Source organism: Mangrovihabitans endophyticus (assembly GCF_014646155.1).
In the GTDB taxonomy this organism is placed as follows: Bacteria; Actinomycetota; Actinomycetes; order Mycobacteriales; family Micromonosporaceae; genus Actinoplanes; species Actinoplanes endophyticus.
The window spans coordinates 29869-54495 of sequence record NZ_BMMX01000014.1; the positions used below are offsets into that span (position 1 = coordinate 29869).

A 24627-nucleotide genomic window follows, 5' to 3' on the forward strand; every position below is an offset into this window, starting at 1 on the left:
TGGCGCGGCGTTGGGTATCTTGTTGCCAGCGCGACGTGATGGAGTTGGCATGGAGAACCCGATCGAGAGCATGTTTGCCGCCGACGGCACGGCGACGGTCGCCGTGGCTGGCGAGATCGACTTTTCCAATGCCGACGAGCTGTCCCGCGAGATCTGCGGCGCCGTTGCCGAGTGGTCGCCGTTGGCACTCGTCGTCGATCTGGGTCGCGCCACGTTCATGGACTCCACCGGTCTCGGCGCGCTGATCGAGGGCTACCGGTGCGCCGACGAGGCGGGCGCTCGATTCTCCGTGGTCAACATGAGTGACAGTTTCCGGCGCGTCCTGGCCGTGACCGGATTGTCGGACTTCTTCTGCCCGGTCGACGCGGAGCCGGGGCCCCGGCCCTCACTGTCCGAGGCCACCGGCGCCTGAGCCATCCCGCATCGAGCGTCCCCACACCGGAACGGGTCACGTCAGTCCACACACGCCGCCTCGTGTCCGGTTGTCGGCGCCGCGACCGCCGCCACGGTCACGCGTACCAGGGCGATGACGAACTCGACATGGCGTGGAAAGCCGACATCGACTCGGTCTGCGGGGCGGCGGACGAGGGTCTGTGGGGCGGCGGACGAGGATCGTCGAGCGGGCCGGCCCGCGGACGCGGCGGACATGGGTGGGAGTTTCGTATAAGAGACGGCCCCCGTCGGGGGGCGACGAGGGCCGTCCAGGATTCGGCTCCGGGGGGGTCGAGCCGAATCGGCTCGGTGATCGCGGGGGGCGCAACCACCGAGAATCTGGCAACGCAAACAAGCTGGCGGAGCTCTGTCGAAGCCGGAGATCAGTCACGCGGGATTCCGACTGCAACCTGCCTGACCGCGGCTGGCCCGACAACAACATGCCCGCTAACAACATGAATACCTGTCGTAACAACAGCATGCCCTACACATGGCCCGCCGTCGAGTACCCATTGTGACTCGATGCGACGTTCTCGGCACGTGGGGATCACCGGCGGGAACGCACGCCGACGGGCGGCTACACTTTCGCCCCGTGGGCGTCAGCGCCGCGTTCTTCGACCTCGACAAGACCGTCATCGCCAAGTCCAGCGCCTTGGCGTTCGGACGGCCTTTCTATCGTGATGGGCTGATCAGTCGCCGTGACGTGGTGAAATCCGCGTACGCGCAGTTGATGTTCCGGCTCGGTGGCACCGACGAGCAGACCATGGCGCGCACCCGCGACTATCTCGCCGAGCTGTGCAAGGGCTGGCGCGTGGAGCAGGTTCGCCAGATCGTCGTCGAGGCCCTGGACGAATTGATCAACCCGTACGTGTACGCGGAGGCCGCGACCCTGATCGGCGAGCACCGCGCGGCCGGACGGGACGTCGTGCTGGTCTCCGCGTCCGGCGACGAGATGGTGCGGCCGATCGGTGCGCTGCTCGGCGTCACCGATGTGATCGCCACCCGGATGCGCATCGTGGACGGCCGGTACAGCGGGGAGGTCGAGTTCTACGCGGCCGGACCGAGCAAGGCGCAGGGGGTCCGGGACCTTGCCGCGGCGCACGGTTACGACCTGGCGGACTGCTACGCCTACTCCGACTCCAGCAGCGATCTGCCGTTGCTGGAATCGGTGGGTCATCCGAACGCGGTCAATCCGTCCCGCACGCTGCGCCGGGTCGCCACCGAGAGATCCTGGCCGATCCTCGAGTTCCGGCACCCGGTACCGCTGGGCCAGCGGCTGCGGGACCGCCCGGCGGTTCCGGTCGCCGCGGCGGCGCTCGGCGTCGGGGTCGGCGTGGCCATCGGCATCGCCATCTACGGCCGGCACCGCAAGACGCGCGCCGCCGCCTGAGCCGCGAGCCGTACGCGACCGGTATCCCCAGCCACACAGGGGCAACGACCTGCACCGATGTGGGACGTCTGAGTTTTCCGCCGCACCCCAACGGCGTCCCGTCGGCGTCTGGCGATCAAGCCAACGGCGGCGTAGAAAGGAGGTGCGGACCTGGTTATGCCGGGCTCCGTGCACGGCCACCGGGAACCCACGCGCGATCAGCCACGGCAGGCACGTTGCGGCGGCACCCGCACAGGGACCGCCGACAACGACCCAGGTGCACGCTTGATAACCCGGTTCGGACGCGCGAGGCCGGCGCCCCGCAACGGGACGCCGGCTTTATGTGTGTCCGGCCCTACGCCTGTCCGTCGCGCGGCGAAAATGTGTCGCGATAGGAGGTGTCGCGATAGGAGGTGTCGCGGCAGGGAGGTGTCGCGGCAGGGAGGGTCACGCCACCGCGTTCGCCGCGCGCAGGTGGTGGTCGCGCAGTTCGTGATAGACCGCGCGGAAGACCGCGGGCCGCGAGTGGAAGTCGACCCCCTGCGCCCAGAGTTCGGTGTTGACCGTGGTGCCGTCGCGCCGTTCGATAAGCACCGTCATGCCGCTCTCGATCTCCCACGGGCCGACCCGATGGGTGGCGCGGTGCAGGCGGACGTGGGCGACGTCCTGCCAGTGCAGCACCCGTGAGCGCAGCAGGCCGCGGATGCGCAGCCCGTCCGGCCCGAGGTAGGCGCCCATCTGCAGGATCCGCCAGGCGCCCAGTGTCCAGGTGCCGGCGAGCACGCCGGCGAGCAGGTGAACGGCGTACCCGTCCAGGTCGAACTGCCGCACGGTCGCCCAGCCAAGCAGCGCCAGCGCGACCGCCTCCCAGGCGATCACCAGCCATCGACCGGCGCCGGGCGTGTAGGGCCGGATCCAGGTGTCGGTCACGCGACCGAGTATGCCAACGCAACCGAGGACGAAGGGCACATATCCGACAGCGATGCAGATCCCGCCCGAGCGGGTGATTCCCCGCAGACTGATCGGCGGGTTGCCGCATCCCGGCGTCTCCGGAACCGGCGGACCGGGCCAGAGATCAACGACGCGTCAGCACCTCGTCACCGACGGACACCAGCTCGTCGGCCGCCTCCTGCACCGCATGGGCATGATGCCGCAGCCACGCGCGGATGCCGTCCGGCGTGCCCGTCGCGTACGCGCCGGCCGCCCCGACGTACTCCGGCTCGCGCCGCAGGTGTCCCACCTCGACCGCGAGCAACCCGCGAGGGTCCAGCCCGCGGCCGATCAGGGTGAGCCGGGACGCGGCGCGGGCGATCACACCGGAGGGGCCGGCGAACGGCCGCAGCGTCAGCAGTTCCGCGTGCACGACGGCGGCCAGCACCAGCGGCGGACTGGTGTCGTTGCCGGCGACCAGCCGGGCGAGGGCATCCACGCGCTCCGAGCCGGACCGCAGGCGCCCGAGGTCGGCATCGGCGACCACACCACGGGCGGCGAGCATGTGCAGCCGGGCGAGAACCTGCCGGGGTGCGCGCATCCACAGGTCGGTGAGGCCCCCGAGGGCCTGGGACACCCGCAGCGCGCCCTGTAGAACCGGGGCGGTGACCGTGCCGGCGCGCACATCGTCCACCTCGTGGCGGCTGCCCTCCAGCGCCGCGCTGGCCACCGCGGCACGCAGACCGGATTCGGCGGCCACCGGGCCGCCCTGCCGCCGCAACGCGCGGTGCCGCAACGCGTCATCGACGCGCTCACGGGCCGCGGCGAGGGCGGCCGGCACGTCGGCGAGGTCGAGCAGCGGTGCGAGGGGATCGGGCGGCATCCGGCCAAGGTAGCCGGTCAGTCGGCGCGCGTCGGCGACCACATGGCGCGACGCCCCGCCCGAGCCTCGCCGGTCACGCCGAGCGGAACTAGGGTGCAGAAAAGAGACCGGTCACGGCAGAGGAGCCGCCCCCATGAGCGAAACGCTGGAGAACCTCAGTTCCGAATCCCGGGTTTTTCCGCCACCCGCCGACCTCGCCGAGCGGGCCAATGTGACGGCGTCCGACTATGACGCGGCCACGGCGGACCGGCTCGGCTACTGGGCACAGCAGGCGCACCGGCTCACCTGGACCAAAGAATGGGACCAGGTGCTCGACTGGTCGAACCCGCCGTTTGCCAAGTGGTTCGTCGGCGGCGCCCTGAACATCGCGTACAACTGCGTCGACCGGCACGTGGAGGCGGGGCTGGGCGACAAGGTGGCGATCCACTGGGAGGGCGAGCCCGGCGACACCCGCACCATCACGTACGCGGATCTGCTCACGAGCGTCAGCCAGGCCGCGAACGCGCTTACCGAACTCGGCATCGGCGCCGGGGACCGGGTGGCGATCTACCTCCCGATGATCCCCGAGGCGGCGGTCGCGATGCTCGCCTGCGCCCGGATCGGCGCCCTGCACAGCGTGGTCTTCGGCGGGTTCTCGGTGGACGCGTTGGCCACCCGGATCCAGGACGCCGACGCCAAGCTCGTGATCACCGCCGACGGCGGCTATCGCCGTGGCAAGCCGTCCGCGCTCAAGCCGATGGTGGACGACGCGGTCGCCCAGTGCCCGAGCATCGAGAACGTGCTGGTGGTGCGTCGCACCGGCCAGGACGTGGCATGGGGCGAGAAGGACAAGTGGTGGCACGAGACCGTCGAGCAGGCGAGCGAGCAGCATAAGCCGGAGTCGTTCGACGCCGAGCACCCGCTGTTCATCCTCTACACCTCGGGCACCACCGGAAAGCCGAAGGGCATCCTGCACACCACCGGCGGATACCTGACCCAGGCGTCGTACACCTTCGACGCGGTCTTCGACCACAAACCGGACACCGACGTCTTCTGGTGCACCGCCGACATCGGGTGGGTCACCGGGCACTCGTACATCGTCTATGGCCCGCTCTCCAACGGCGCGACCCAGGTGATGTACGAGGGCACGCCGGACACCCCGCACAAGGGGCGTTTCTGGGAGATCGTCGACAAATACCACGTATCCCTGCTGTACACCGCACCGACGCTGATCCGCACCATGATGAAGTGGGGTGAGGACATCCCGGCGAAGTACGACCTGTCGTCGCTGCGGGTGCTGGGCAGTGTCGGCGAGCCGATCAACCCGGAAGCCTGGATGTGGTACCGCAAGAACGTGGGTCGTGACCGCGCCCCCATCGTGGACACCTGGTGGCAGACCGAGACCGGCGGGATGATGATCTCGCCGTTGCCGGGTGTCACCGCGACGAAGCCGGGTTCGGCGATGACCCCGCTGCCCGGGATCTCCGCCGACGTGGTGGACGACCAGGCGCAGTCGGTGCCCGACGGCGGCGGCGGTTTCCTGGTGCTGCGGGAGCCGTGGCCGTCGATGCTGCGCACCATCTGGGGTGACGACCAGCGCTTCATCGACACGTACTGGTCGCGGTTCGGTGCCGGCGCGGGCAGCGGCGACGAATGGATCTATTTTGCCGGGGACGGGGCCAAGAAGGACGACGACGGCGCGCTCTGGCTTCTCGGCCGGGTCGACGACGTCATGCTGATCTCCGGCCACAACATCTCCACCACGGAGGTCGAGTCGGCGCTGGTGTCGCATCCGTCGGTCGCCGAGGCCGCGGTGGTCGGCGCCAGCGACCCGACCACCGGTCAGGCGATCGTCGCGTTCACCATTCCCCGCGGCACCGCGGACATCGAGGGTGCGGCCGGCGAGGCCCTGATCCAGGAACTGCGCAATCACGTGGCCAAGACGCTCGGCCCGATCGCCAAGCCCCGGCAGATCATGCTGGTACCGGAACTACCGAAGACCCGTTCCGGAAAGATCATGCGACGGTTGCTGCGCGACGTCGCGGAGAACCGGTCGCTGGGCGACGTCACGACCCTGCAGGACTCCGCGGTGATGGACCTGATCTCGTCGGGGATGCAGTCGGGCAAGTCCGAGGACTGAGAACCTCTCGGCGAGCAGCGGCAGGCCTGGCATCGTGGGGTCTGCCGCTGTTTCGGCCAACAGTCCGCTTCGCCGGTAATGCCGCTGTTGGCGTTATGGCAAAACCATATCGGGTCACCATCGCCCATCAATCGACGCGAACCCTTTCACGTATCTCTCTGTTTGCATACGTTCACGTGAGCCCCGAACCCCCGGGGCCGTTTACCGCCGACCCGCTGCACCCGAGCGGTCCGGTCACGTCAACGGAGGTACGTAGTGCGCAAGGTGGTCATGGGACTGCTGGGCGCATCGCTGGTCACGAGCGTCGGGATCTCGGTTCCGGCCGCCGCCAGCGCAGCGCCGCCAGTGGATCCCGCACCGGCAGCAAGGCCCGGTTCAGCACCCGTAGACGATCTTCCCAACCCGCTCGAAGACAAGCGCCGCGCGCTGCGCGCGCAAGCCGTGGCCGACGTGGCCAGCGGCACGGCGAAGCCGATCCAGCGCAACGGCAGCACCGTGGTCAAGGTCGGCCGCACCAACGGCTCCGGCGCCACCAACCGCGCCATGCCCAAGGCCGGCAAGGACCAATACGTCGAACTCGGCCGCGAACGGACCGACCGAATCTTCGTGATTCTGGCCGAGTTCGGTAACGAGCGGCACCCGAACTACCCGGACGTGGACAGCGACCCGTCGACCCCGGGACCGACCACCTTCGACGGCCCGCTGCACAACTCGATCCCCGAGCCGGACCGTAGCGTGGACAACACCACGATCTGGCAGTCGGACTATTCGGCCGACCACTACCGGCAGATGTACTTCGGCAAGGGCAACGGCGTCGAGTCGCTCAAGACGTACTACGAGAAGCAGTCCTCCGGCCGCTACTCGGTCGACGGCGAGGTCACCGACTGGGTCAAGGTCCGCTACAACGAGGCCCGCTACGGCCGTGACCTGTGCGGCGGACACGTCTGCAACAACACATGGGCGCTCATCCGGGACGCGGCCAACCAATGGGTCGCCGACCAGCAGGCCGCCGGCCGCAGCGACGCCGCCATCTCCGCGGACATGAAGTCGTTCGACCAGTACGACCGCTACGACTACGACAACGACGGCAACTTCAACGAGCCGGACGGCTACATCGACCACTTCCAGATCGTGCACGCCGGCGGCGATCAGGCCGACGGTGATCCGCAGCAGGGCGAGGACGCCATCTGGAGCCACCGGTGGTACGCGTACGGCACGGACGTCGGCCGCACCGGACCGGGCGACAACCTGCTCGGTGGCACCCAGATCGGCGACACCGGCATCTGGATCGGCGACTACACGATCCAGCCGGAGAACGGCGGCCTGAGCGTCTTCTGCCACGAGTACGGCCACGATCTGGGCCTACCGGACGACTACGACACCTCGGCCGGTGGCGACAACGCCAACGAGTACTGGACGCTGATGGCGCAGAGCCGCCTGAACGCGGCCGGTGAACCGATCGGCACCCGTCCCGGCGACATCGGCGCCTGGAACAAGATGCAGCTCGGCTGGCTGGACTACGAGACCGTGGTGGCGGGCCAGAAGAAGACCCTCAACCTGGGCCCGGAGGAATACAACACGGCCAAGGCACAGGGCGTCGTGGTGGTGTTGCCGGACAAGGAGGTCACCACCGAGCTCGGCGAGCCGTACGCGGGAGACGGCCAGTTCTTCTCCGGCAACGCGGACGACCTGAACACCGCGATGTCGCACGACATCGACCTCACCGGCAACTCGACCGCCGCGGTCAGCCTCAAGGGCCGGTACGACATCGAGGTGGACTACGACTACCTCTACTTCGAGGCGTCCACCGACGGCGGCTCCACCTGGACCCGGCTGGACGGCACCATCGACGGGGCGCCGCTGCCCCGCGACGCCAGCGACACGCCGGCGGTGACCGGCAGCAGCGACGGCGCGTGGACCGACATCCAGATCCCGCTGGACGCGTACGCGGGACAGGACATCACCTTCCGCCTGCACTATGTGACCGACGGTGGCGTCTCCGAGGGCGGATTCTTCGGCGACGACGTCACCATCACCGCGGACGGCGCGACGGTGCTGACCGACGGTGCCGAGGGCGACACCACGTGGGACCTGGACGGCTTCTCGATCGTGGGCGCCAGCACCACCGAGGACTACGACAACTTCTACATCGCGGGGCACCGCAGTTACGTGACCTACGACCGGTACCTGAAGACGGGCCCGTACTACTTCGGTTACCCGGACCGGCCGGACTATGTGGACCACTACTCCTACCAGGAGGGTCTGCTCATCTCGTACTGGGACACCTCGCAGGTCGACAACAACGTCAACGTCCACCCGGGCACCGGGCGCAACCTGTACATCGACGCGCACCCGGAGACGCTGTACAACCTCGAAGGAAAGCCCTGGCGGACGCGCGTCCAGATCTATGACGCGCCGTTCGGCCTGCAGAAGGCTGACTCGTTCACGCTGCACATCAACGGCAAGCCCAGCTACATCCGTGGCCAGGCCGCGCAGCCGTTGTTCAACGACACCAAGCAGTACTTCGACCCGGATCTGCCGAACCACGGCGTCAAGCTTCCGGCCGTGGGTGTCAAGATGCGGGTGGTGGCGGTCGACGGCACCTCCATGAAGGTCCGCATCAGCTAATTCACCGCATGGCGGCGGGCGTCCGGCAATTCCGGGCGCCCGCCCTCCTTTTGCCCGTACGCGCCATCCCGGCTTCCCCGACGCGCCGTTTCTCATACGCTTGGCGACCGCCGACACGATGACGCTCCGCGACCACGTTTGCCGAGGTGGAGCGCTCACACAGTCACGCTGAGCAGACTTAGATAAAGATCGTTTATCGTTTTGCAGCATGTTCTTCCGGAACTTGCCAGCCCATTCATAGTTTCTCTTCAGCCCCGAACCCCCGGGGCTCTCGCGCCGACCGCTGCACACAGCGATTCGGTCATGTCAACGGAGGTACGAAGTGCGCAAGGTGGTCGCTGGACTGCTTGGCGCCGCGATGGTCACCAGTGTCGGAGCACTCCTGCCGACCGTGGCCTCCGCGGCGCCGCCTGTCGATACGATTCCGGCCAAGGCCAGCAAGAAGGCGCCGGTCGACGACATGCCCAACCCCCTGGAGGAGAAGCGGCGCGAGCTGCGCCAGGAAGCCGTCAACGGCGTCCTCAAGGGCACGGTCAAGGCCCAGAAGCGCGGCGCCAGCACCGTCGCCAAGGTCGGCAAGACCCAGGGCGCGGGCCTGACCGACCGCAAGGTGGCCAAGGCCGGCAAGGACCAATACGTCGAACTGAGCCGGGAGAAGACCGACCGGATCTTCGTGATCCTGGCCGAGTTCGGTAACGAGCGGCACCCCGACTACCCGGACGTGGACAGTGACCCGTCGACCCCGGGACCGACCACCTTCGACGGCCCGCTGCACAACTCGATCCCCGAGCCGGACCGCAGCGAGGACAACACCACGGTGTGGCAGGCCGACTACAACCAGGCCCACTACCAGGACCTGTACTTCGGCAAGGGCAAGGGCGTCCAGTCGCTGAAGAAGTACTACGACAAGCAGTCCTCCGGCCGCTACTCGGTCGACGGCGAGGTCACCGACTGGGTCAAGGTGCCCTACAACGAGGCCCGCTACGGCCGCGACTGCAACGTCCACGGCCAGTGCACCGACACCAACGTCTGGGCCCTGGTCAAGGACGCGGCCAACCAGTGGGTCGCGGACCAGAAGGCCGCCGGTCGCACCAACAAACAGATCAAGGCCGACCTCAAGAGCTTCGACCAGTGGGACCGGTACGACTACGACGGCGACGGCAACTTCAACGAGCCGGACGGCTACATCGACCACTTCCAGATCGTGCACGCCGGCGGCGACCAGTCCGACGGTGACCCGCAGCAGGGCGAGGACGCCATCTGGGCGCACCGCTGGTACGCGTACAGCACGTCGTTCGGCATCAGCGGCCCGGCCGACAACCTGGCGGGTGGCACCGAGATCGGCAACAGCGGCATCTGGATCGGCGACTACACCGTCCAGCCGGAGAACGGCGGCCTGAGCGTCTTCGCCCACGAGTACGGCCACGACCTCGGCCTGCCCGACGACTACGACACCAGTGGCGGGCTGAACAACAACAGCGAGTACTGGACGCTGATGGCGCAGAGTCGGCTCGGCGGCAAGGGCGAAGCCCTCGGCGAGAAGCCCGGCGACATCGGCGCGTGGAACAAGATGCAGCTCGGCTGGCTGGACTACGAGACCGTGGTCGCGGGCCAGAAGAAGACCGTCAACCTCGGGCCGCAGGAGTACAACTCGGCCAAGGCGCAGGCGGTCGTCATGGTGCTCCCGGACAAGGAGGTCACCACCGACCTGGGTGCGCCGTACGCCGGTGACAAGCAGTGGTTCTCCGGCAACGACGACGGCTTGAACACCGCGCTCACCAAGAGCGTCGACCTGACCGGGGCCACCTCGGCCGCGCTCGACCTGAAGGGTCGCTACAGCATCGAAGAGGGGTACGACTACCTCTACTTCGAGGCGTCCACCGACGGCGGCTCCACGTGGACCGCCCTGGACGGCACCGTCGACGGTCAGCCGCTCGGCACCGACGGCGGCGACCCGGCCCGTCCGGCCCTGGACGGCTCCAGTGACGGGCAGTGGCGCAGCATCGACGTGCCGCTGACCGCGTACGCCGGCCAGACCATCCAGGTGCGGCTGCACTACCTCACCGACGGCGGCGTGTCCGAGGGTGGCTTCTTCGGCGACGACCTGACCATCACCGTGGACGGCACCGCGACCGATGTGGACGGCGCCGAGGGCGACAGCACCTGGAGCCCGAACGGCTTCAGCATCGTCGGTTCCACCTCGACGGCGGACTACGACAACTTCTACATCGCCGGTCACCGCAGCTACGTCTCGTACGACCGGTTCCTGCGGACCGGCCCGTACAACTTCGGCTGGCCGTCCACCAAGCCGGACTGGGTGGAGCACTTCCCGTACCAGGAGGGCCTGCTCATCTCCTACAACGACCAGTACTACTCGGACAACAACGTGAACCAGCACCCCGGTCACGGGCGCAACCTCATCATCGACTCGCACCCGCAGGCCATGTACAACCTGGACGGACAGCCCTGGCGGTCGCGCATCCAGCTATACGACGCGCCGTTCGGCCTGCAGAAGGCCGACTCGTTCACGCTGCACATCGACGGCAAGCCGTCATACGTCCGCGGTCAGGCCGGTCAGCCGCTGTTCGACGACACCAAGTCGTACTTCGACGCGAACATCCCGTGGGCCGGCGTGAAGCTGCCCGCGATCGGCGTGAAGATCCGCGTGGTGGCCGAGAGCGGTACGTCCATGAAGATCCGCATCAGCTGATCCACACCGCACCACGAACGCCCGGGACCGCCTGGTCCCGGGCGTTCGCCGTTTCCTCCCGCGCCTCCGCCGCGACCGTCCGGCCCGCAGGCAACCTCGGGGTGCGGGCAGAATCCGGGCGGTACGCCCGGAGCGGGATGCGCCCGGCGCGTAGCCTTTCCGGCATGAGTGGCCAGGTGGACGAGTCGTGCGTCCTGACCAAGGGTCCCTGGACCCATCGCTTCGTCGGCGCCAACGGCAGCCGATTCCACGTCGTCGAGGCGGGCACCGGCCCGCTGGTGCTGTTCCTGCACGGATTCCCGGAGTTCTGGTGGGCGTGGCACGACATCATCCCGCGCGTCGCCGATGCCGGGTTCCGGGCCGTCGCGATCGACCTGCGCGGTTACGGCGCCAGCGACAAGCCGCCGCGTGGCTACGACGGATACACCATGGCCGCGGACGTGACCGGGCTGATCCGGGCGCTCGGCGAGCGGTCCGCGATGATCGTCGGCGCCGGCGCGGGCGGCATGATCGGCTGGGCTGCGGCGGCCTTCCACCCGAAGATGGTCAGCCGCCTCGTGGTGCTCGGCGCCGCGCATCCGCTGCGCCTGCGGGCCGCGTTGTTCGCCGATCCGCGCGGGCAGGTGGCCGCGTCCGCGCCGCTGCTGCGCTTTCAGGTTCCCCGGTACGAGCATGTGCTGACCCGCCGGGACGCCGAGGCCGTCGGGGAGTTGCTGGAGCGGTGGGGCGGCCATCCGTGGGTCGAGTCGCCGGACTTCGCCGACTACGCGCGCCGGTGCCGCGACGCGATGCAGATCCCGCAGGCGGCGTTCTGCGCGCTGGAAGCGTATCGCTGGGTTTTCCGCAGCGCGCTGCGTTTGCAGGGTTACCGGTTCGTCAAGCTGATGCAGCGCCCGCTGATCACCCCGACGCTGCAACTGCACGGCGCGCAGGACACGGCGACCCTCCCGCGCACCGCACAGGGCTCGGGCCGTTACGTCGTCGCGCCGTACGAGTGGCGACTGATCCCGGACGCGGGACACTTCCTGCCGCAGGAGGCGACGGAGCTCGTGACCGGCGAAATCCTGCGCTGGATAAAGACCTGATCAGACACCATGCTGGTAAAGGTCGGCCACCTCGTGCGCCGGCGCCCATCCCTGGTAGACGCCGAAGTCGAACTCCTCCAGGCCGAGTTGGCGCGCGATCGGTGCCCGGCCTCCGGTGTATTCGACGCGTAGCCAGGAATCGGCCTCGGCCAGCACGATGAACGGCTGCCCGCGCCAGGTGCAGGTGGTACGCACGTACGCCATGTTGTCGTACTCGCCGAACGGCACCACCCGGACGTACCGTCCCGGGCGCACCTCGGTGAACCCGTCGCCGGGCTCCGTCGCATAGATGCGCACGCCGTCGCCGTCCGGGGTTGCTTCGTATTCGTGACCACGCCAGGTGACCACATAGCCGTCACGCATTGCTACTCACCGACCCTGCGCCACAGCGGCATGTCACCGTCGAACACGGCGATCATCGTTTCGTTTCCGTCCGCGTCCATCCGCCACAGTTGGGCTCCGTGCGGCAGCCGCACACTGTCCACTTTGAACTCGGCGATCACGTCACGACCTTCACCGGGGGCGAACCCGTTGCCACGGAAGGGCGGGCGCTCGATGACCCATCCGTCCATCGCCCGCAGCGCCTCCTCGCTCTGGCCGCCGTAGGGGATGCGGTAGAGGCTGGGTCGGTACGCCGGCCAGCGCAGCACGAACGCCTCCTTGGCATCCGGCGGGAAGGACGTCCCCTCCTGCGCCAGCCCGAGCGCGGCGTACAGTTCCGCCGGCGTTCTCAGGTGTTCGACCTCGCTGGCCCGGTGCACGAAGCCGGCCACCCGGTCATATGCTCGCTCCAGGTAATAGTCCACCTGGTGCGGCGGCACCGCCTTCTGCATCACCGTGGCGTGCTGCGCGGCATCGGTGGCCCGCTGCGGTGGCGCCGCCGGGCTCTCCGTCGGCCGCTCCTCACCATCGACGCCCAGGCCGGCTTCCGCCGCCCAGTTCGCCAGCGCGATGACTTGCGCCCCCGGGTATTTGGCGCCGATCGGCGTGCTCGGGTTGACCGCGAACGACCACGCCTCGTCCGGCCAGTTGCGGATCAGTTCGAGGAAGCGCACGGCTGCGGTGCGCGTCGGCTCGGCGAAGTGCTCGGACACCCGGTCGCGGCTGGTGAACACGACCAGGAAACGCTCGCCGTCGATCGGCTCGGTGCGGAACGCGAAACCGGGCTCACCGGGTGTGCTGCCCGGCCGGGACTCGTCCGCCACCGGCACCAGCACGGTCGCCAGCAGCAGCGTGGACAGGAACGCGTCGGTGTCGCCGACCCCGGCGGCGTGCAACAGGTCCCGCTCGCAGGTGTTGGCCGGAGCGAAGTCGTCCGTTTCCGGCGGAAGCTGCCCGGGTCCACCCGGCTGGGCGGAGGTCGGAACCTCGGGCCGCACCGTGGAGGACGGCGCGAACGAGGCCGTTGCGTGCTGTTCTCCCCCGGCGCCGGGCACCACGGGCGGGCGCGCCCCTGGGGGTCCGGACGGTGCGTACGCCTCGGGCGACGCGTACGGCTCGGGCCGGCCGACCGACGGTGCGGTGGAACGTGCCGCCATCTCCTCCGCGGCGGCGCCGCGGCCGGCTGCGATCGCTTGCGCGGCGGCGGCCATCGAGGCCGGACGCTCGGTCATCGGGGTCACCTGACGGCGTGGCAGCGCGCCGCCCGGCCCGGTGGGCTCCGACGCGTCGCGAGTCGGTGTGCCGGCGGCCACCGCGGGGGCCGCGTCGCCGTTGTCCCCGGCAGTCGCGAAGGCGGGCTCGGCGCGCCCCGCACCCGCTTCGTCGCCGGACCGCTCGCCCGGCGGGGTCAGATGGTCCGGAAGCGGCGGCGTCTGCGCCATCGGCTGGCGGGTCGGGAGACCCGTCCCGCGGCCCTGTGCTTGCCCCTCGCGGCCGTGTGGTTGCCCGGACGGCGGACCGCTTTGCGGGGTCGCGGCGGCCGGACTGGACGGGCCGGAGCCGAACTGGGCCGCCGGACTCGACTGGGCCACCGGACTGGACGCCGGACTCGCGGAGACTGGACGGTCCTGCTCCAGGCCCGTGTCCCCGGGCACCGGCGTCCCAGAAGCGGGAACCCCCGAACTCGGCATCCCCGAAGTCGGCATCCCGGAACTCGGCATCCCAGAAGTCGGCATCCCGGAGGTCGGTGCACCGGAGGTCGGACTGCCGAATCCGGACGTGCCCGGCGGAGCCGACTGCGGCGAGGGGAAGGCCGGCGGGTTCGACTGCGGCGCTGTCGTCTGCGGCCCCGCGCTCGACTGCGGCGCCGGGAAGGCGGGCGGAGCCGACCTCGGTGCCGCCGGATCCTCCGGGGCGCGCGGCACGCGGGACGGCAGCCCACTCGGCAGAATCTCCCCCGGCGAGCGAACCGGAAGGCCACCCGGCCCGATCCGGCCGGGCTGGGCCGAGACCGGAGACACCGGCCCCGAGGCAGCGGGGGACGCCGACGTCGGGAACGGCGGTGCCGTGGTGGCCGGAGACGCACCCGAGCCGGCATCCGTCACCTGCGGAAAGACGGCCGTGGCCGCCTCCGGCACGGGACGGGCGGTGCCCGGCCAACCACCCGCAGTATCCGGCTGGTCGGGAAGATCGGTCGCGGGCGCGGATTCCGACGATTCCTGCGGCGGCACCGGGCCTCCGGGACGGGATGATCCGTACCCTTGCGCCGCCGCGTTGGCGGCCATTGCCGCGGCCTGCAGATCCTGTGGCCGCTGTGCGTTGGCCGCGCTGTCACGCCCCGGCCCCCGGGTGGGCAGGCGCAGGTCCCCGCGGGCGAGTTGAGCCACGAACCAGGCCGGCAGATAGCCCTCGATCGGCAGGCCGGGATTGACGGCGAGCCACCATTCGAGGTTCGGCCAGGTGTCAGCGAGCTCGGCATAGGCCACCCGGCGGGCCGAACCGGTGTAGTCGGCGAGGCATGCTTGCAGTGCGGCCGGCGACGTGAAGGCGAGCACGTGGGTGCGCCCGCCGGTACTCCAGGTCCCCCATCCCAACGGCGCCAGCCCGGCCAGCGCGTCGGGTGAGACGGGTAAGAGGAGATCGATGCCGGACAGGATGCGGAAGTAGGACTCCTGGTCGTCTGTGCGCAGCGCATCGCGCATCGCGACCTCGGCGTCCGTAGCCGGCTCCCACTCGGTCACGTCCACCTCTCCCAACCGTGCGAACGAGCCTTCAACGCGTACAACCTACAAGGTCAGGCCGCGATCACAATGGGCGGCGGCAGACGAACAATCATCTCGTGCGCCTTACCCGGTCCCAGAGGCCCCGGGGAGCGACTCCAGACCCGCCATGACGCCTCTCCGAAGTCACCCAGTCACCGTGAGTGCCGACAAAAGAGGGGGTTACCCAGGCCGCCCGGCCGCGCACCAAACAGCCGGAGCCGCCTGGCGGGACGCCTCCGGCCGTCTCATGTCGCTCACCGAACCCCGGACAGGGGGTTCACTGGAAGCGACTCGTCGCCTTGCGCTCGGTGTCCAGGTAGTCAGCCGCGGACTCATCGACCGCAATCTTGATGTTGCGCAGGATTTCGGACAGGTCGTTGGAGGCTGCCCGCCACCTGGCCTGACGCTGCTGATACGCCGACATCGCCTCGCCCTCCCACGTGGCGACCAGCGGCCCAGCGTCCTGCTCTAGCTGGGTGAGCTGTGACTGCAGCTCGTTCAGCGCCTTCTGGATGTCGGCGCCCGCTTGCTGAAGCGCGCCGAAGTTGACGAGCAGAAGCCCGTTGTCCATCAGATCCCCTTCCGTGCCGCCATCAGAGGGGCAGGCTGTAGCTGCCGCCGGACTTGGTGACCCGCGAGGCCGACGCGCTGTCGGAAGCGTCGTAGCCGACGCCCGAAGCCCGAATCGACTCGGCGGTCTCGGCCAGCGCGCGGTTGAGATCGCTCAGATCCTTCGCGTACTGGGTCTTCACACGCTCGAACTCGGTCGCGCCGAGTCCCTTCCATGCGCCCTGGAGGGTCGATAGCTGCGCCATGAGATTGTTCAACATGGTCGTCAGGGAGCTGTTGACGTTCTCGAACTTCGCGGCGGTACTCGCCATCACCGCGGATTCGGCCTGAGTCTGGGCCATCCCGGTCGTCACCCCGCTTTCCTATGGGATTTGGTCGATCTCGCCGCCGCGCAGGCAGATGACCGCGCGATGACGACTACGCATCGACGTTGAGCACTTAGGCTAGCGCCTCGGGCAACCCCGCGGGTGCGTCCAAAACAGACGCAATCCGACGGATGTCGCGAAGCGTCCACTCCGATTCACCCGACGCACACCCACGGACCGACCCGAACGCGCTCACCGGTGGCCCGATGACAGCGAGAGCAGCCGCACACCGCCATCAGGAGCAGCACCGTCGTCGATTCGCAGCCGACCGTAGCGGTGGTGACACGGCGGCGGTAGTCCCGCTTTTGCAAACTGTGGACAACCGTCCGCCCCGGGGCCGGTGGCGCGTCCTTAGCGCGTCCTTAGGCCGTGTCTCGCAGCCTCTGGCCGGCCTACGAAACATGGCCTGGCCGTCCTACGATGAGGCGCCGCAACGAAGGGGGCCCGATGACGACCGAGGTGACACCCGGGTCGCACACTGCGGTGCCCCTCTCTCCCATCCCCTCGTCCGAGGAAACGCCCGCACGGCAGCGCAGGCCAGGCGGGGACGGCGCGTCACGTCGGCTCGCCGCGCAACTGATCGCCACACAGCTTGCCGTTGCCGGCACGGTCGCCAGCGCGCTCCGCGGTCCGCTTGCGCTGGCTGCGGCGTCCCTTGTGGCGCTGGCCGTGATGGTCGTGACCTGGCTGCGGTTCCGCGGCAGATGGGCGTTTCAGTGGCTCGCCATCGCACTCTCCTTCGCCCGGCGCCGCACCTCACCGGGCGAGGTGACGAGTGCCGTCGGCATGCTCGGCTTCGTGCTCCCGCGGGCCCGCATCGAGCCCGTCGAGCTGGCCGGTGACCAGGCCGCGATCCTGGTGGACGACGCGGGCCTGATCGCGGTGCTGGAGGTCGGCGATCCGTCCGGCCTGCTGGCCGAGGGCCGTCCCGTGCTGCCCGCTCTGCGCACGCTGCTGCCCGGCACCGGCACCGGCACCGGCACCGGCACCGGCACCGGCACCGGCACCGGCACCGGCACCGGCGACCATCCGCCGTGCCGGATCCAATTGGTGCTCACCGGCGCCCCCGGTCCGGCGGTCCACGGCGGCAACAGCACACCCGCGAATTCGTACCGGCAACTGACCGATGGGCGGCTGCTCGCGCACGGTCGGGCATGGATCGCGGTGCAGGTGCTCAGCGCCGAGGGGTGGTCGGCGGACGAGCTCCGGCACGGTCTCGCCGGAGCGGTCCGGCGGATCCGCCGGAGACTCGGTGACCTGCCCGTTCGCCCGCTGGGCGAGGCCGCGATCCTGCGGGCCGTCACCGAACTGACCCACCACGATGGCGTGAGCGCGGTCGAGGAGCACTGGCACGGGCTGCGCATCGGGGGCCTGACGCAGACGACGTTCCGCCTGCATCGCTGGCCCGATCCGGCGGTCGAGACATCGCACCGCCTGATCGGCCGGATGCTCGGCCTGCCCGCATCCGCGACGACCATCTCGGTCACGGTGGGGCCGCACCCGGCCGACGGCCGGACCGCCCGCGCGGACATGACCATTCGGCTCGCCACATCCGCCGCGCCCGGCCCGGCAACGGCTGAGGACGGCCTGCGTCAGCTCCTGGCACAGGAGGACGCGGGTGCGCACCGGCTGGACGGCGAGCACCTCGACGGGCTGGTGGCGACGTTGCCACTCGGCGGCGGCGCCTTCGTCGACGTCCCCGGCCGCCCGTCCGCATCCGGCCCGTCGCACGCCGTGGTGGACGGCGTGGAACTGCCCGTCGAGCCGGCCGGGCTGATGATCGGCCGCAACCGGCACGGTGAGCCCGTGGTCACCCGCCTGTTCCGGCCGGGACCCACCGCCGCGCTGTTGGTCGGCGGCGTCCGGGCCGCGCAGTTGATCGCCCTGCGTGCCATGGCGGTCGGCGCGCGCGTGGTCGTGCAGACGGCGCGTCCGCAGGCGTGGGAATCCTTCGTGCGCGGCTCGTCGACGCCCGGCCAGTCGATCGCCGTGGTGCCACCGGGCCGCTTCCCCAGGATCGCGCCGGGCACCGCCCTGGCACCCTTGCTGACGCTGGTGGACGTGGGACCGGTCGGAGCGGACCATCGCCCCGGGGCTGGCTGGCAGGCCACCGTGGTCGTGCGAGACGAATTCGCCGCCGCGGACGTGGATGTGGCGTCCCGTGCGGATCTGTTGATCCTGCAGCCGCTACTGGCGGAGGAGGCCCACCTGGTCGGCGTCGCGGTGGGGCTCGGCGAGGCCGCACAGTGGCTCACCCGCATCCGGCCGGACATGGTCGGCCTGGTCAACCGGCGGGCCGTGCGCTGGGCTGTGCTGGCGCACACTCCCATCGAGAGCCAACTGGTGGGCCCACCCGGCCGCGGCTGACGCCACCGGCCTACGCATAGTGCTCGCGCATGAGTCACGGAGTGTTGCGCGCCACACTGGCGTGACCATGACACCATGCGGTCCCATGGGAATCATCATCCGCCTGGTGATCACCGCGGTGGCGCTCTGGATCTCGACCATGCTGCTCGACGGCATCAAGTTGACCACCGATTCGGTGCCCCAGCAGATCGGCACGCTGCTGGCGGTCGCGGTGATCTTCGGCGTCATCAACGCGGTCCTGCGACCCCTCATCAAGACCATCGGCTGCGGGCTGTACGTGTTGACGCTGGGCCTCGTCGCCCTGGTCGTCAACGGGCTGCTGTTCCTGCTGACCAGTTGGATCGCCGGGCAGTTCAGCCTGCCATTCCACGTGGACGGGTTCTGGCCCGCGGCGGTGCTGGGCGCGCTCATCGTGGGCGTTGTCAGTTGGGTGCTCAACATGCTCGTCCCGGACGGTGACGACTGAGCACGCGATGCGCGTTCGCCCCGACGGTGCCGGCCGACCGCGCGACCCGGCGGGCGAAGGCGACGTGACCTAGCACATATGCAAGGAACGTAAGCGCTTACAGACCTTACCGTGGCGGGATGAGCGAGGAACGCCGTGGCTTCTTCTTCGGACTGGCCGCGTACGCGATGTGGGGCTTCTTCCCGATCTACTTCAAGCTGCTGCAGCCGGCCACGCCGCTGGAGATCCTCGCCCACCGCGTGCTGTGGTCCGCGGTATTCGTCAGCCTGTTGCTCTCCGCGCTGCGCAACTGGCGTTTCCTCGCCCGCCTGGCGCGCTCACCGCGACTGCTCGGCGGCAGCCTGCTCGCCGCGCTGCTGATCGGGGTCAACTGGTTCACCTACATCACCGGGGTGAACTCCTCCCGGGTGGTGGAGACGGCGCTCGGCTACTTCATCACCCCGCTGGTCGTGGTGGTCTTCGGGGTCACCGTGCAAGGTGAGCGGCTACGCCGGTGGCAGTGGGTGGCCGTGGGGCTCGGCGCGACCGCCGTCGCCGTCCTGACCCTCGACTACGGACACCTGCCGTACATCGCACTGACGCTGGCCGCGAGCTTCGGCTCGTACAGCTTGGTCAAGAAGCGACTGGGGCTACCGCCCGCGGAGAGCCTCTTCGTGGAGTCGACCGCACTGACCGTGCCCGCCCTGCTCTATCTCGGCTGGCTGACCACGGGCGACCGGGCGACATTCGGTCATGTCTCGGCCGGCCACACGGTGCTCATGATCTTGTCCGGCGTGGCCACCGCGGTGCCGCTGATGCTGTTCGCGGCCAGCGCCAACCGCGTGCCCCTGGTCGCCCTCGGCATGTTGCAGTACATCGCGCCGATTCTCCAACTGGCGCTCGGCGTGCTGCTCTTCCATGAGCCCATGCCGGCCGCCCGGCTGGCCGGATTCGGGCTGGTGTGGGCAGCCCTGGTGATGTTCACCGTCGACGGCATCCGCGCGGCCCGACGCGCGAAACGGGCCGGCGCCGTCACGGCCGCCGCGCTGACCAGCACCGGTCAGGGCACGTCGTAGCCGAGCAGTGCCTGGCCGTCGGTGCGGACCAACTCCAGCCGGGCGAGGCTGCCGAAGGTGAAGTGGGTCACCCCCGACATCCGGAATTGCTTACCGGGCGCGGCCACCCAAGAGCCGAGCTGCTCCTCCTCGTCGTCCGCCCCATAGGCGATCAGCTTGACCGTGTAGGGCTTCAGACCGGGGCCGCTGCGGCGGTAATAGCAGGTCAGGTCGACTCGTGTTCCGCCGTTGGCCCCGTCGAGATTGATCTGCGCGGACACCGGCACGGCGTTGTCCACCGGCACCATCGCCACGGTCTGCCCACCCGGCGGAGCCGTCGGCGGGTCACCGCCCAACAGGAAGGCCACCCCGACACCGACGATGAGCGCCACGACCGCTGCCGCGACGGCGGTGGTCAGGACACGTACGCGCGTCGCATGGCGATTCCGGCGGCGGTCCGGTGTCGCCGCGGACCGCACGTCCGGTACTCGGACCGGCGGCGGGGGCGAAGGCGGCGGAGACATCATCGGGTCCATCAGCATGGCGAAGTCGGCCGTGTCCAGCCGACCCAGCAGGCCGGGCAGGACCGCGATGTCAGCCACCGCCTCGCGGCAGAACGAGCAGGTGGCGAGGTGGCGCTCGTACGCGGCACGCTCGGCCGGCGCGAGGGCGCCCAGGACGTACGCGCCGTCGTCGTGCTCATGCTCGCACCTCATCCCGTCATCCCCATCTCGTCCAGAACCATGCGCAGCGAGCGCAGGGCGTAATGGGCGCGGGAGGTGACGGTCCCGGCCGGCACGCCCAGCACGGCGGCCGCCTCCGCCACCGAGCGCCCCCGATAGAAGCACTCCACGAGGACTTCGCGGTGCGTCGGCGACAGCCGCCGCAGCGCCTCCGCCACGGTCCACGCCTCCATCGCCCGGTCTGCCTCGTCCGCACTCGGAGACGGTTCGGGAATCACGTTGGTCACCTCACCCAGACGCACCGAGCGGCGGCGCCATGCGTCGATCGCCAGATTGCGCGCGGCTTGCGCGAGCAGAGCTTCCCCATGCTCCTCCTGCAACGCGCGGAGCAGCTCCACGTCCTGTTCCAACCCGGCTGACCTCCCTCGCGCGTCCCCGCAGTTGTTGTTACGTGCGGCGACGGCGCCGGGTTCAACGCGTCATGCGGTTGCCGCGTCTCCACCAGCGGAGAGCGCTTCGGCGACGGTGCGGGCGGCTGCGGTCAGCTTGGCTCGCACCACCCGGGCCGAGGTGAGCATCTCGGCAGCGGGCAGCGCGCACGAGAGCACGAGCCGGCGCTCCATGTCGCGGTCGGCCACCACGGTCACGGCGGCAGCCGCCAGACCTTGGCGGAACTGCCCCATCTCGATCTGCATGCCGCGCCGCTCGCCGGCCGCCAGATCGGCCTCCAGCGCCTCCGGGCTGGTCAGCGTCGCGGGCGTGAAGGGCCGCATCCCGTAGTCGCGCAGGTATCGGGCGCGTTGGTCGGGCGTGAGCGTGGCAAGCAGCGCCTTACCCAGGGCGGTGGCGTGCCCGGCCTCGTCGTAGCCGGGCGCGAGGTCGTCCGCGAAGGGCGATCGCGAGCCCTCGGCCGACGCGGTGACCGCGATCCGGCCGCCGACGAATCGACCCAGGTAGTGGCTGTAGCCGGTGTCGATCGCGGCACGACGTAACGCCTCACCCACGGCCGGCGGCCCACGGAAGGCGGAGACCAGCTCGCGGTACCGGTCGGCGATCTCCAGCCCCACGATGTAGGTGCCATCCTCGCGACGGATCACATAGCCTTCGTACGCCAAGGTCCGAACAAGGTGATAAGTCGTCGCGACGGTCAGCTCGCATCGTCGCGCGATCTGCTTCACGGTCAGTCCGCGCGGGGCCCGCCCGACCGATTCGAGCACGCGCAGGGCGCGTGACACGCTCCGGATCAGGTCTGACGGCTCCGCCAGGGGGTCGCGCACAGCCACCTCCGACGCCGGGGACTTACACCATATGAAGAATCTTCCCCTGACGGAATGCCAAATACACTTCGATCATGGTCAATATTACGGCTCGTGTGGTCAATGCCACTGAGCGTCCAGATCGTTCCCGGGTCGGCATAGTCTCCGACAGGTGAACCCGATCATGGACGGCACCCCGCCGACCAGCGCCGACGAACATCGCCCGCTGCGCGCGGCCGGGGCCGCACTGACCACCACGATCGCCGCTTCGCTGCCGGTGTTCCTCGTCGGCGGGCTGGCCGTGCAGATCGCCGACGAACTCGGGTTCTCGCCCGCCGGGCTCGGCCTGGCGGTGTCGGCCTACTTCGGCGTCAGTGCCATCGCCTCGATACCCGCCGGTGCGCTGGTGGAACGCTTCAGCGCGAGCACCATCGCTCGCCTCGGCATCGTGCTCTCCACGCTGACCCTGCTCGGCATCGCTGTCGCCGCGCGTTCACTGTGGAGCCTGATCGCCCTGCTCGCCTGCGGCGCGATGGCCAACGCCGCCGGGCAACTGGCCAGCAACAGCAGCCTGTCCCGGCACGTCCCGCCACGTCGCCAGGGTCTGTCATTCGGGGTCAAGCAGGCGGCGATCCCGGTCTGCACGCTTCTCGCCGGTGCCGCCGTGCCGATGATCGCCCTGACCGCGGGCTGGCGGTGGGCGTTCGCGGTCGGCGCGATCCTGGCGCTCTCGGCGGTCGCCGCGGTGCCGCCGGAACCCCGGCGGTCCGGGCGTGCGGCCGGAACGGCGCAAGGACAGGCGACCCGCGCGCTCATCGTGGTCGGCGTCGGCGCCGCCCTCGCCGCCGCGGCGGCCAATGCCCTCGGCACGTTCCTCGTGGACTCCGCCGTCGCACGCGGCATCGCGCCCGGCCCCGCCGGACTCGCCCTCACCCTCGGCGGCGGCGTGTGCGTGGCGGCGCGCGTGGTCGGCGGGTGGCAGGCCGACCTGCGACCCGGCAAACAGGTCGGCGTCATCGCGGTGCTGCTCGCCTGCGGGTCGGCTGGCCTGGCGCTGCTCGCGCTGCCCGGTGCGCTCCCGCTGATCGGGGGCGTGGTGCTCGGGTTCGGCCTGGGATGGAGTTGGCCCGGCCTGATGAACTTCGCGGTGGTCCGGCTGCATCCCCAAGCGCCGGCCGCGGCCACATCGATCACCCAGACCGGCGTGTACGCGGGAGGGTGCATCGGGCCGCTCGGGCTCGGCACGGTCGCCTCGCTCGTCGGCTATCCGACGATGTGGTGGACGGCGGCGGGCGCCATGCTGCTGGCAGCGGGCTGCATGCTGGCGGGCAGCGCGGCGCTGCGCCGGCACGCGGCGGCAGACTTGACCGCCTAGCCTGTGCGATCCGCGATGACGTCGCAGAGGCTCTCCAAGGCGCGACGCGGCTCCGAGTCCGGCAGCGACCCCAACTGGGCGCGCGCCTCCTCCGCATAGGAGCGCACGGTTTCCCGGGCCCGTTTCATCGCGGCGGACTCCCGCAGCAGACCCAGCGCCTCCGCGTGCAACGCGTCCTCGGTGATCGCCCCGCCGCGCAGGATCTCGCGCAACCGTCCCGCCGACGCGTCCGCGTCGTCGGCATCCGCCAGCGCATAGAGCACCGGCAGGGTCGGCACGCCCTCGCGCAGGTCGGTGCCCGGTGTCTTGCCCGACTGCATCGAGTCCGACGTGATGTCCAGCAGGTCGTCGGAGAGCTGAAAGGCGATGCCGATCGTCTCCCCGTAGCCGGCCAACGCCGCCACATGGTCGGCATCCGCTCCGGAGAACAAGCCCCCGAACCGGGCCGAGGTGGAGATCAGTGATGCCGTCTTCTCCGTGATCACGTGCAGGTGATGCGCGATCGGGTCGCGGTTGCGAGGGCCGACCGTCTCGGCGATCTGCCCGTGCACCAGCCGAGAGAATGTGCGGGCCTGCAGCGCCACCGCCTCCGGGCCGAGCGAGGCGGCGATGTCCGCGGCCCGCGCGAACAGGTAGTCGCCGACCAGGATCGCCACCGAGTTGCCCCAGCGGGCGTTCGCGCTGGGCGCACCCCGACGCACCATTGCCTCGTCCATCACGTCGTCGTGGTAGAGCGTCGCCAGGTGGGTCAGCTCGACCACGTTCGCGGCCGGAACGATGTGCGGCGACTGTGGATCACCGAACTGGGCGCCCAAGGCCACGAGCAGCGGCCGAAACCTCTTGCCACCGGCCGTGACCAGATGCACGGCAGCCTCGGCCACCAGCGGGTCCGCGCTGGCGACGTTGTCGCGCAGCGCCTCCTCCACGGCGGCCAGCGTCGCCGACACGGACGCGTCGACAGCGGGGTCGACGTCCACGCCGAGCGACGTCAGCGGCAGGTCACTGGTGCTCACCACATTCACGATGCCATACCCGGGTGACACTTCCGGCCCAGGGGGTTGAAAGATCAAGATCTTTACCCAGCACGAACGGCTTCCCCACGCAGCCCGCGACACCACACCGGTAACACACCGTCACCACCCCCCGCCCCCCGCTACGCAGCGGCACACCCCCTCCCCCTCCCCCGCGTCCCCGCCCCCGTGCCCCCGCCCC

General features: G+C 69.9%; 21 protein-coding genes and 1 pseudogene. 10 read left to right on the forward strand and 12 right to left on the reverse strand.

All coding sequences use genetic code 11. The annotated features are described in order from the left end of the window. Positions 1–49 precede the first annotated feature (49 nt). Together IEY73_RS16840 and IEY73_RS16845 are read left to right on the forward strand one after the other, a co-directional pair. Positions 50–412 (forward strand): STAS domain-containing protein, encoded by a 363-nt coding sequence (locus tag IEY73_RS16840; protein WP_189080164.1) that lies wholly within the window; start codon positions 50–52, stop codon positions 410–412. 612 nt (positions 413–1024) lie between these two features. Further along, positions 1025–1822, forward strand: a complete 798-nt coding sequence (locus IEY73_RS16845) for an HAD family hydrolase (RefSeq protein WP_189080165.1) — start codon at positions 1025–1027, stop codon at positions 1820–1822. A 426-nt stretch (positions 1823–2248) separates the two neighbouring features. On the opposite strand, the gene IEY73_RS16850 is transcribed toward IEY73_RS16845, so the two are convergent. Both IEY73_RS16850 and IEY73_RS16855 read right to left on the reverse strand, forming a co-directional pair. Then, complete coding sequence (locus IEY73_RS16850; RefSeq protein WP_189080166.1) at positions 2249–2731, reverse strand: PH domain-containing protein; 483 nt, start codon at positions 2729–2731, stop codon at positions 2249–2251. Positions 2732–2876: 145 nt separating this feature from the next. Then, complete coding sequence (locus tag IEY73_RS16855; protein WP_189080167.1) at positions 2877–3614, reverse strand: Fic family protein; 738 nt, start codon at positions 3612–3614, stop codon at positions 2877–2879. A 133-nt stretch (positions 3615–3747) separates the two neighbouring features. Between IEY73_RS16855 and acs the strand changes: the two genes are divergently transcribed. From acs to IEY73_RS16875, 4 genes are all read left to right on the forward strand, one after another. Then, positions 3748–5733: an acetate--CoA ligase gene (gene acs, locus IEY73_RS16860; protein WP_189080168.1), complete on the forward strand. Its 1986-nt coding sequence runs from the start codon at positions 3748–3750 to the stop codon at positions 5731–5733. Positions 5734–6003: 270 nt separating this feature from the next. Further along, positions 6004–8361, forward strand: coding sequence for an immune inhibitor A domain-containing protein (locus IEY73_RS16865; RefSeq protein ID WP_189080260.1), 2358 nt, complete (start codon positions 6004–6006; stop codon positions 8359–8361). A 358-nt stretch (positions 8362–8719) separates the two neighbouring features. After that, positions 8720–11071 (forward strand): immune inhibitor A domain-containing protein, encoded by a 2352-nt coding sequence (locus tag IEY73_RS16870; RefSeq protein ID WP_189080261.1) that lies wholly within the window; start codon positions 8720–8722, stop codon positions 11069–11071. A 164-nt stretch (positions 11072–11235) separates the two neighbouring features. Further along, entirely contained in the window at positions 11236–12156 is a 921-nt protein-coding gene (locus IEY73_RS16875; RefSeq protein ID WP_189080169.1) for an alpha/beta fold hydrolase, read from the forward strand. Here IEY73_RS16875 and IEY73_RS16880 read toward each other — a convergent pair whose 3' ends face one another. The 6 genes and pseudogenes from IEY73_RS16880 to IEY73_RS16905 all read right to left on the reverse strand — a co-directional run bounded on the left by IEY73_RS16880 (position 12157) and on the right by IEY73_RS16905 (position 16222). Next, the gene (locus IEY73_RS16880) at positions 12157–12519 is read right to left on the reverse strand and encodes a UCP033725 family protein (RefSeq protein ID WP_189080170.1); all 363 of its coding nucleotides are present in this window, start codon (positions 12517–12519) and stop codon (positions 12157–12159) included. Between the two features lie 2 nt (positions 12520–12521). Then, positions 12522–13433 (reverse strand): SseB family protein, encoded by a 912-nt coding sequence (locus tag IEY73_RS34390; RefSeq protein WP_373292806.1) that lies wholly within the window; start codon positions 13431–13433, stop codon positions 12522–12524. After that, positions 13324–14697 (reverse strand): pentapeptide repeat-containing protein, encoded by a 1374-nt coding sequence (locus IEY73_RS34395; RefSeq protein ID WP_373292807.1) that lies wholly within the window; start codon positions 14695–14697, stop codon positions 13324–13326. Before IEY73_RS34395 ends, IEY73_RS34390 begins: the two co-directional genes overlap by 110 nt. A 284-nt stretch (positions 14698–14981) precedes the next feature. After that, positions 14982–15239: pseudogene (locus IEY73_RS34555) on the reverse strand (SseB family protein); the annotation flags it as partial. Positions 15240–15576: 337 nt separating this feature from the next. Next, positions 15577–15870, reverse strand: coding sequence for a WXG100 family type VII secretion target (locus IEY73_RS16900; protein ID WP_189080171.1), 294 nt, complete (start codon positions 15868–15870; stop codon positions 15577–15579). A 22-nt stretch (positions 15871–15892) separates the two neighbouring features. Continuing rightward, positions 15893–16222 (reverse strand): WXG100 family type VII secretion target, encoded by a 330-nt coding sequence (locus IEY73_RS16905; RefSeq protein WP_306661496.1) that lies wholly within the window; start codon positions 16220–16222, stop codon positions 15893–15895. Positions 16223–16681: 459 nt separating this feature from the next. Between IEY73_RS16905 and IEY73_RS16910 the strand changes: the two genes are divergently transcribed. The 3 genes from IEY73_RS16910 to rarD all read left to right on the forward strand — a co-directional run bounded on the left by IEY73_RS16910 (position 16682) and on the right by rarD (position 20122). Beyond that, positions 16682–18601, forward strand: a complete 1920-nt coding sequence (locus tag IEY73_RS16910; RefSeq protein ID WP_229715895.1) for a type VII secretion protein EccE — start codon at positions 16682–16684, stop codon at positions 18599–18601. An 85-nt stretch (positions 18602–18686) separates the two neighbouring features. Next, a complete protein-coding gene (locus tag IEY73_RS16915) occupies positions 18687–19067 on the forward strand; it encodes a phage holin family protein (protein ID WP_189080172.1) in 381 nt (126 codons plus the stop codon). Between the two features lie 119 nt (positions 19068–19186). Next, a complete protein-coding gene (rarD, locus tag IEY73_RS16920; protein ID WP_189080173.1) occupies positions 19187–20122 on the forward strand; it encodes an EamA family transporter RarD in 936 nt (311 codons plus the stop codon). Here the strand turns inward: rarD and IEY73_RS16925 are convergent. The 3 genes from IEY73_RS16925 to IEY73_RS16935 form a co-directional block, all read right to left on the reverse strand. After that, on the reverse strand, positions 20107–20817 hold the full coding sequence (locus tag IEY73_RS16925; protein WP_189080174.1) for an anti-sigma factor family protein: 711 nt from the start codon (positions 20815–20817) through the stop codon (positions 20107–20109). The genes rarD and IEY73_RS16925 overlap by 16 nt on opposite strands. Next, entirely contained in the window at positions 20814–21194 is a 381-nt protein-coding gene (locus IEY73_RS16930; RefSeq protein ID WP_189080175.1) for a sigma-70 family RNA polymerase sigma factor, read from the reverse strand. The genes IEY73_RS16925 and IEY73_RS16930 overlap by 4 nt, the downstream gene beginning before the upstream one ends. Before the next feature lie 69 nt (positions 21195–21263). Next, positions 21264–22061, reverse strand: a complete 798-nt coding sequence (locus IEY73_RS16935) for an IclR family transcriptional regulator (protein WP_189080176.1) — start codon at positions 22059–22061, stop codon at positions 21264–21266. 163 nt (positions 22062–22224) lie between these two features. On the opposite strand from IEY73_RS16935, the gene IEY73_RS16940 reads away from it, so the two are divergent. After that, entirely contained in the window at positions 22225–23415 is a 1191-nt protein-coding gene (locus IEY73_RS16940; RefSeq protein ID WP_189080265.1) for an MFS transporter, read from the forward strand. Here the strand turns inward: IEY73_RS16940 and IEY73_RS16945 are convergent. Then, the gene (locus IEY73_RS16945) at positions 23412–24407 is read right to left on the reverse strand and encodes a polyprenyl synthetase family protein (protein ID WP_373292809.1); all 996 of its coding nucleotides are present in this window, start codon (positions 24405–24407) and stop codon (positions 23412–23414) included. The genes IEY73_RS16940 and IEY73_RS16945 overlap by 4 nt on opposite strands. Positions 24408–24627: the final 220 nt, after the last annotated feature.